Source organism: Phenylobacterium sp. (genome assembly GCF_031360265.1).
Taxonomy (GTDB): domain Bacteria; phylum Pseudomonadota; class Alphaproteobacteria; order Caulobacterales; family Caulobacteraceae; genus Phenylobacterium.
This window is the reverse complement of sequence record NZ_JANMBF010000192.1, coordinates 1-7,498: the sequence shown is the minus strand read 5'-3', so window position 1 is coordinate 7,498 and position 7,498 is coordinate 1. Positions and strand designations below refer to the sequence as shown.

The 7,498-nt window shown below is 70.2% G+C and carries 10 protein-coding genes and 1 pseudogene; 7 read left to right on the top strand and 4 right to left on the bottom strand.

The window, feature by feature from the left end; all coding sequences use genetic code 11:
* Window positions 1-81: 81 nt before the first annotated feature.
* The 3 genes from RMN86_RS17830 (at window position 82) to RMN86_RS17820 (ending at window position 2,303) form a co-directional block, all read left to right on the top strand.
* Window positions 82-219, top strand: coding sequence for an entericidin EcnA/B family protein (locus tag RMN86_RS17830; protein WP_309607205.1), 138 nt, complete (start codon window positions 82-84; stop codon window positions 217-219).
* 122 nt (window positions 220-341) lie between these two features.
* Complete coding sequence (locus tag RMN86_RS17825) at window positions 342-1,856, top strand: hypothetical protein (protein WP_309607204.1); 1,515 nt, start codon at window positions 342-344, stop codon at window positions 1,854-1,856.
* A gap of 51 nt (window positions 1,857-1,907) precedes the next feature.
* Window positions 1,908-2,303, top strand: coding sequence for a DUF983 domain-containing protein (locus RMN86_RS17820; RefSeq protein WP_309607203.1), 396 nt, complete (start codon window positions 1,908-1,910; stop codon window positions 2,301-2,303).
* Between the two features lies 1 nt (window position 2,304).
* Here the strand turns inward: RMN86_RS17820 and RMN86_RS17815 are convergent, their stop codons facing one another.
* Window positions 2,305-2,751: a MarR family transcriptional regulator gene (locus tag RMN86_RS17815; RefSeq protein WP_309607202.1), complete on the bottom strand. Its 447-nt coding sequence runs from the start codon at window positions 2,749-2,751 to the stop codon at window positions 2,305-2,307.
* A gap of 167 nt (window positions 2,752-2,918) precedes the next feature.
* Here RMN86_RS17815 and RMN86_RS17810 point away from each other — a divergent pair, with 167 nt between their 5' ends.
* Window positions 2,919-4,064: a serine hydrolase domain-containing protein gene (locus RMN86_RS17810; RefSeq protein WP_309607201.1), complete on the top strand. Its 1,146-nt coding sequence runs from the start codon at window positions 2,919-2,921 to the stop codon at window positions 4,062-4,064.
* A 75-nt stretch (window positions 4,065-4,139) separates the two neighbouring features.
* Complete coding sequence (locus RMN86_RS17805) at window positions 4,140-4,298, top strand: DUF3309 family protein (protein WP_309607200.1); 159 nt, start codon at window positions 4,140-4,142, stop codon at window positions 4,296-4,298.
* A gap of 7 nt (window positions 4,299-4,305) precedes the next feature.
* On the opposite strand, the gene rnhA is transcribed toward RMN86_RS17805, so the two are convergent.
* Both rnhA and thrB read right to left on the bottom strand, forming a co-directional pair.
* Window positions 4,306-4,761 carry a ribonuclease HI gene (gene rnhA / locus RMN86_RS17800; protein WP_309607199.1) on the bottom strand — a complete coding sequence of 152 codons (456 nt, stop codon included), beginning with the start codon at window positions 4,759-4,761 and terminating at the stop codon, window positions 4,306-4,308.
* An 83-nt stretch (window positions 4,762-4,844) separates the two neighbouring features.
* Window positions 4,845-5,795 (bottom strand): annotated as a pseudogene (thrB, locus tag RMN86_RS17795) (homoserine kinase); the annotation flags it as partial.
* A 91-nt stretch (window positions 5,796-5,886) separates the two neighbouring features.
* On the opposite strand from thrB, the gene RMN86_RS17790 reads away from it, so the two are divergent.
* Both RMN86_RS17790 and RMN86_RS17785 read left to right on the top strand, forming a co-directional pair.
* The gene (locus RMN86_RS17790; RefSeq protein ID WP_309607198.1) at window positions 5,887-6,114 is read left to right on the top strand and encodes an AbrB/MazE/SpoVT family DNA-binding domain-containing protein; all 228 of its coding nucleotides are present in this window, start codon (window positions 5,887-5,889) and stop codon (window positions 6,112-6,114) included.
* A complete protein-coding gene (locus RMN86_RS17785) occupies window positions 6,111-6,503 on the top strand; it encodes a type II toxin-antitoxin system death-on-curing family toxin (RefSeq protein ID WP_309607197.1) in 393 nt (130 codons plus the stop codon). Before RMN86_RS17790 ends, RMN86_RS17785 begins: the two co-directional genes overlap by 4 nt.
* A 113-nt stretch (window positions 6,504-6,616) precedes the next feature.
* On the opposite strand, the gene ispH is transcribed toward RMN86_RS17785, so the two are convergent.
* Window positions 6,617-7,498: 4-hydroxy-3-methylbut-2-enyl diphosphate reductase (gene ispH, locus RMN86_RS17780; RefSeq protein ID WP_309607196.1), on the bottom strand; the 882-nt coding region annotated here is incomplete at its 5' end.

Sequence of the window (7,498 nt, the reverse complement as noted above, 5' to 3'; positions counted from 1 at the left end):
GCGGACGCCAAGCCGAACCTCGGAGCTTGACTGTGACGCTTCGTCCGGCGAAATCCCCTGCCTACTTCCGGGGGATCTTCGATGCGCAAACTGATCGTGCTCGCGGCGGCGACGTCCGCCCTGCTGGTGGCCAGCTGCAACACCCTGTCCGGCGTCGGCAAGGACGTCGTCGCGGCCGGCAAGGCCGTCACCCAGACGGCGGAAGACGCCAGGAAATAGGCCCCCCCTCGCCGAAAGGCGGAGCTGGGCGCGCCGAAAAATATCCTTAACGCGCGCGACATCATTTCAGGCAATGCTGACGGGTCCGACTCAACGGGCATGGCGACGGTTCCGGACCCCTGATGACCCATCGCGCCGCCGTGACGCGCAGATTGACCGGTCCCGGGGCTGACGGCGCGCCGATGATGGACGTGCTCGCGGACCTGCTCGCGGCCGGGGGCGACGAACGCATCGCCCGCGATCCGGCGAGCGGCCTCAACCGCTACGGCTGCGGCGGCGACCCTTGCGACGACCTGGCGGCCTTCGGCGCCTCCACCGCCTCGGTGATTTCCCGCCCGGCCCAGGAGGCGGTGGTCAGAGCCTGGTCTGGGCTGGCGGGTTTGCAGGCGCCGCAGGACGGGTATGCTGAGGGCGCCCAGCGGATCCGCCGCCGTCTGGCCCAGCTGTGCGGCCTGCCGCCCGGGGCCGCCGACGACACCATCCTGGCCGCGTCCGGCACCGACCTGCACCTGATCGCCGCCGTGCTGGCCAGAGGCGATGGCGCGGCCCCGCTGATCGCCCTGCTGCCCGATCCGGCCGAGACCGGACGCGGCGTACCTGACGCGGTGGCGGGACGCAGCTTCGCCGAACAGTCCGCCCACGGTGCGCCCGGCCCCACCCGCCAGCCGCTGGCCGGCGTCCCGCCGGGCGAGATCGTGGCCATCGCGCTGCGCGAGCTCGACGGGCGGCCCCGGGCCATCGACGCCGTCGACGCCGACTTCGAACAGGCCTGCCAGGCCGCCCTGCGCCGCGCGCCGCGGGTTCTCCTGTGCCTGGTCGATGTGTCCAAGACCGGGCTGGTCGCGCCGAGCCTGGCCTGTGCGGCGCGGTTGAAGGCCCGCTTCGGCGAGGCGCTCACCGTGCTGGTGGACGCCTGTCAGTTCCGCCTGTCGCCGCAAACCCTGAGGACCTATCTCGCCCAGGACTTCCTGGTGGCGATCACCGGGTCGAAGTTCGTCGGCGGACCCGCGTTCTGCGGCGCCCTGTTCGCGCCCCCGATGTCGGCGGCCCGGCTGCGGCGCACGCCGCTTCCTCCGGCGCTGGCGGCCTATAGCGGCCGCGGCGACTGGCCCGTCGGCTACGCCGGCGCGGGCGCCCTGCCCGATGCGCCAAACCTGGGCCTGCTGCTGCGTTGGGAGGCGGCCCTGCACGAACTCACAGCGTTCAGCGCCCTGCCGGCCACCTCCGTGGCGGCCCTGGCGCGGGCTTTCGCCGGCCAGGTCACCACCGCGATCGAGGGTCTTACCGGGCTTGAACGGCTGGTCGCCCCGGAGTTGGCGCGGCCTCACCCTGGCGACTGGGACGCGGCGCCGACCATCTTCGCCTTCTTGCCGCTGGGCGCCGACGGCCCGCTGGATCCCGTCCGCACGGCCGAACTGCACCGGCGCCTGCGCGCGGAACCCGGCGGGGGAATCCAGCTCGGCCAACCGGTGGCCGTCGGCGCGCGGCAGGGTCGGCCGTTGACCGCGCTGCGCCTGTCGCTAAGCGCGCGGCTGGTGGTCGAGGCCCTGGCCACCCCCGACGGCGCCCCGCGGGTCATTTCGCGCGCCCGCCACGCCCTGCACACGACGGCCCGTCTGGCCGCCGCCCTGGCCTGACCGGGCCGTCGGCGGGTTTGCTTGGCGCACGCGTGCGCCCATATAGCGGCCATGGCTGAAATCGAACATCCGCTGGGCCGGTCCGTCCTGCGCGGCATTTCCGGGCGCTGCCCGGCCTGCGGCAAGGGCGTGCTTTTCACGAGCTACCTGAAGGTCCAGCCGCGCTGCAAGACCTGCGACAAGGACCTTGCCCGCTATCCCGCGCACGACGGTCCGGCCTATCTGACCATCCTGCTGGTCGGCCACCTGGTCGTCGCCCCGATGCTGTTCTTCCCGATCGTCTGGCGCTCCAACCCGGCCTATTCCCTGCCGATCATCCTCGTGCCGCTGACGATCCTGACCCTGGCGCTGCTGCCGCGGGTCAAGGGGGGTTGGGTCGGGCTGATGTATTCGCTGGGCGTCAAGGACACCGACGACGCCCTGCACACCGCCGACTACAGCGACTGACCTAAGCCGTCTCGCCCAGCCAGGTGCGCAGGGCCTTGAGGAACGGCAGGGCGTCGCGGAACTCCTTCTGGGTGAAGCCGCCGCGCAGGGTCGCCATCTTCGGGCGCAGCGCCAGCACCGACTGGGCGTAGGCCGCCCGGCCCTCGGGCGCCAGCCAGATGCGCTTGCGCCGACCGTCACTGTCGCTGGGCTCGACGCGGATCAGCCGGCGCGCGTGCAGGCGCTGCAAGGTGTTGGTCAGGCTGGACTTGGTCATCTGCAGCGCGCGCGCGATCTCCAGCGGACTGACCCCGTCGCCGCGCCGCGCGAGCAGGTTCATCACCTCGAACTGCGGGTAGGTCAGGCCGACGGGCAGCTTGCGCGCCACGGCCGTCCGCACCAGATGCTCGATGTAGCGGATCTCATCGAACACCTGGACGTCGGGGTGATCTTCGGGTTCGGGCGGCATGCCGCGCCTCCATCGCCAGCTGTCCGGATAAGATGGGGACCGCGCTGAAGCTTACAAGTTCAAGATCGAACTATAAGCGGGCCACACCTTGGCATTTGACGTTTTGCGCCGCGGGCCTATGTCGGATGAGGGTCCGCGACCGGGCTCCGCTGGACGGGACGGAAATCATGACGCGGCCCCTGGATGGCGATGTCGGACGCCGCCTCGACGAGGTCTTCGACCGGGCGCTCGCCGAGCAGCGGATCGTCGGCGGCGTGGTGCTGGTGGCCGAGGAGGGCCGCCGCGCCTATGCCCGCGCAGGCGGCATGGCCGATCGCGCGGCGGGCCGGCCTGTGACGTTCGACACCATCTTCCGCCTAGCCTCCCTGACCAAGCCGATGGTCACAGCCGCGGCCCTGTCGCTGATCGAGGACGGGGCGCTGGGTTTCGAGGACCCGGTCACCCGCTGGCTCCCCGATTTCAAACCGGCCCTGGGCAACCAGACGCCGACGCTCACCATCCGCCAGCTGCTGACCCACACCGCCGGCCTCTCCTACGGCTTCATGCAGCCCGACGACGGACCCTATCTGCGCCTGGGCGTCTCCGATGGCATGGACCAGCCCGGGCTCGGCTTCGCGACCCAGCTGGGCCGGATCGTCGCGGCGGGCCTCACCTATCCGCCTGGGGCCGCCTGGCTCTATTCGGTCAGCCTGGACGTACTCGGCGCGGTGCTGGAGCAGGCCGCGCGCAAGCCCCTGGCCCGGGTGATGGCCGAACGCGTCGCCACCCCGCTTGGCCTGAAGGACACCGGCTTTTCGGTCACCGATCCCGCGCGCCTGGCCGTCGCCTATGCCGACGCCACGCCCCCGGTGGAGATGGGCGAGACCTGTACGGTTCCCTTCGCCGAACTCTCGGGCATCCGCTTCGCCCCAGGCCGGGCGTTCGACGCGGACTCCTTCCCTTCCGGCGGCGCCGGCATGGTCGGCACGGCCGGGGAGTTCCTGGCGTTCCTGGAGGCGATCCGCACCGGCGGCGGCGGTGTCGTCGGCGCCGGCATGGCCGCTGAGATGATGCGCAACCAGACCGGCGATCTGTCCATCGTCACCAACGGCCCGGGCTTCGGCTTCGGGTTCGGCGGGGCCGTGCTGCTGGATCCCGCCGCCGCCGGCTCGGGCCATTCGCCGGGGGTCTGGCTCTGGGGCGGGGTCTATGGCCACAGCTGGTTCGTCGACCCGGCGCGCAGGCTCAGCGTGCTGGTGATGACCAACACCGCCATCGAAGGCATGACCGGCGCCTTCGCCACCGAGGTGGCTGGCGCGGTGCAGGCCGGCTGAGGTCAGCCCTGGGGAACCTCAGCCGTAGCAAGCCGTTTTCCTGACGTTGTCGAACGTCACACAAGGGAGAACAGCGTGAGCCTTGGCCTGATCCTGATCATCATCCTGGTGCTGTTGCTGGTGGGCGCGCTGCCGACCTGGGGCCATTCGCGCAGCTGGGGCTACTTTCCCAGCGGGGGCCTGGGCCTGATCCTGGTGATCATCATCATCCTGCTGCTGATGGGCAAGATCTAGCGCGCCGCTACCGCGCCCGCGCCGCCGCCAGCGTTTCGGCCAGCCCCTGCCGGGCCAGGGCGTCGGCGCGTTCGTTGTGTTCGTGGCCGGCGTGGCCCTTGATCCAGCGCCAGTCGACCTCGTGGCGCGCGCGCGCGGCGTCGAGCCGCTTCCACAGGTCGTCGTTCTTCACCGGCTTCTTGTCGGCGGTCAGCCAGCCGCGCCGCTTCCAGCCGTGGATCCACTCGCCGATGCCCTTCTGCACATACTGGCTGTCGGTGTGCAGTTCGACGCGGCAGGGCTTGGTCAGGGCTTCCAGCGCCTGGATCGCGGCCATCAGCTCCATGCGGTTGTTGGTGGTGGCCAGTTCCCCGCCGCACAGCACCTTTTCCCGGTCGGCGTAATGTAGCACCGCGCCCCAGCCGCCGGGGCCAGGGTTGCCGGAACAGGCGCCGTCGGTGTGGATCACCACCTGAGGCGTCACCCTTCTTCGCTCCTGGCGGAGCTTCGAAGGGCTCGCGCCCCGCTCTGCGAAGCCTCTGTGGACGCCTCTGGCGAAGCAGAGCCAAACAGCACCAGGTCCGGCGCCGCTCGGTGGACCGCCAGCTTGCGTTCGTACTCCATCGGGTCCTTGGGCCGCACCAGGGCGCCGGCAGGCGTCGCCCCCCAGTCGGCGAGCCGGGTCAGGAAAAACCGCATCGCCGCCCCGTGCGCCAGCACCGGCAGCGAGGATCGTTCGAGATCGGACAAAGGCCGCAAGCTCTCATACCCCGTCACCAGGGTGCGCGCGGCGGTGATGTTGAAACTGCCGTCCGGCTCGAAACACCAGGCGTTCAGCGCGATGGCGATGTCGTAGGCGAACGCGTCGACGCAGGCGAAATAGAAGTCGATGGCTCCGGCGAACCGGCCGGCCTTGAAGAATACGTTGTCGGGGAAATAGTCGGCGTGAATCACCCCGCCGGGCAGGCCGGTCGGCCACTTCGCCGCCAACCGTTCGAGATCGGACGATATGGTTGTCGCCAGACCGGGCTTGAGATCCTCGGCGGCCGGGCCCAGCCCGGCGAACAGGGGCGCCCAGGCCGCCTGGCCCAGGTCGTTGGCGCGCGCCAGCGGAAACCCCTCGGCGGCCAGGTGCAGCTGAGCCAGGCCCACGCCGGCTTCCCGGCAATGGGCCGCGGTGGGCCGCCGCACCGACAGCCCTGACAGGAACGTCACGATGGCGCAGGGCTTGCCGCGCACCACCTTCAACAGCGCGCCCTCGCGGTCGGCGATCGGCGTGGCGCTGGGGAACCCCCGCCCGGCGATCCAGCGCAGCAGCTCGAGAAAGAACGGCAGGTCGCCCGGGCGCACCCGGCGCTCATAGACCGTCAGGAAATAGCGCCCCGCCTCGGTCTCCAGCAGGAAGTTGGAATTCTCCACCCCCTCGGCCACCCCCTTCAGGCTGAGCGCCGCGCCGAGGTCAAAGTCGGCCAGCAGTCCGGCCAGCTCCTCGTCGGTGATGTCGGTATAGACGGCCATGGGTTCCGGATGGGGGAGGTCGCCAGACGGGTCAAGTCGACTCGTGGTATTACATGCGTTATAACATCGGGACATCCAAGAGGTTCGCGCCATGATCTCCTTGAAACTTACCCAGGTCGGCAACTCGGTCGGGGTCCTGCTTCCCAAGGAAGCCTTGGTGAAGCTGGGCGTGGAAAAGGGCGACATGCTCTATCTCACCGATGGGGCCGACGGCGAGATGCGGCTCTCGGCCTATGATCCCGGCGTCGCCGAGGAAATTTCGCTCGGCGAAGAGTTCATGGACGACTATCGCGACGCCTTTCGCGCCCTGGCGAAGTGAGCGCCGAGCTCCGCTGGCCCAGCAAGGCCGCCGCGCTGGCCTTGCACGATCGCAGCAAAGGTCTCCATGGCGGCGCGCCGGGCCCGCGCGAGGAGGGCGTGCTGGAATCCGTCCTTGCCCGGCCGGCAAATCGATTTCGCTACGAAGCCATCGACGACGTCTGCGCCCTGGCCGCGACCTACCTCGTCGCCCTCGCCAGCAACAACGCGTTCACGGACGGAAACAAACGCGTGGCGTTCGCGGTCATGGGGTTGTTCCTGCGCCTCAACGGGCGCCGACTGATCGCCGCGCAGGCGGATGCCGTTCGCACGGTCCTCGCCGTTGCCGCCGGCGAACGCGACATCGACGCCCTGGCAGAGTGGGTCAGGACGCGGTCGATCGAGGTGTGACAGACCTCGGGCAGCGCCTCGTCGGTGATAGCGGTATGGATGGACGCAGGCTCCGGGGCAGGGGAGATCGCCGGGTGAGTCAGGTCGCCGCCGGCGACGGCCAGCGGTCGCGCCTAATCCGCCAGCACCTTGGGCAGTTTGAAGCTCACCGTCTCGCGCACGGCGTCGACCTCTTCGACGCGCACGTCGAAGCTTAGGGCCAGGCGGTCGATGACCCCCTGCACCAGCACCTCCGGCGCCGACGCGCCCGCCGTGACCCCGACCACCGCGGCGCCGGCCAGCCAGGCCAGGTCCAGGCCGTCGGCGTCGTCGATCAGATAGGCCTCGGCGCCGGCCCGGGTCGCCACCTCGGCCAGCCGCACGGAGTTAGAGGAATTGGCGCTGCCCAGCACCAGCAGCACGTCGCTGCGCGCGGCCACCGACTTCACCGCCTCCTGGCGGTTGGTGGTGGCGTAGCAGATGTCTTCCTTGTGCGGCGCGGCGATCTTCGGAAAGCGCGTGCGCAGGGCGGCGACGATCTCGGCGGTGTCGTCCACTGACAGCGTGGTCTGGGTGGCGAACGCCAGGTTGGCGGCGTCGCGAGGGATGAAGGCCAGGGCGTCGTCCACCGTCTCCACCAGGGTCACTGCGCCGGCCGGCAACTGGCCCATGGTGCCCACCACCTCGGGATGGCCGGCATGGCCGATCAGCACGATCTCGCGGTCGGCTTTGAAGTGTCGGCCGGCCTCCACATGCACCTTGGAGACCAGCGGGCAGGTGGCGTCGAGGTAGAGCATCTTGCGCGCGCGCGCCTGCGCCGGCACCGCCTTGGGCACGCCGTGGGCGGAAAACACCACCGGGCGGTCGGTGGGGCATTCGTCCAGGTCCTCGACGAACACCGCGCCCAGCGCCTTCAGCCGCTCGACAACGTGGCGGTTGTGGACGATCTCGTGGCGCACATAGACCGGGGCGCCATATTTCTCGATGGCCCGCTCGACGATCTGGATCGCCCGATC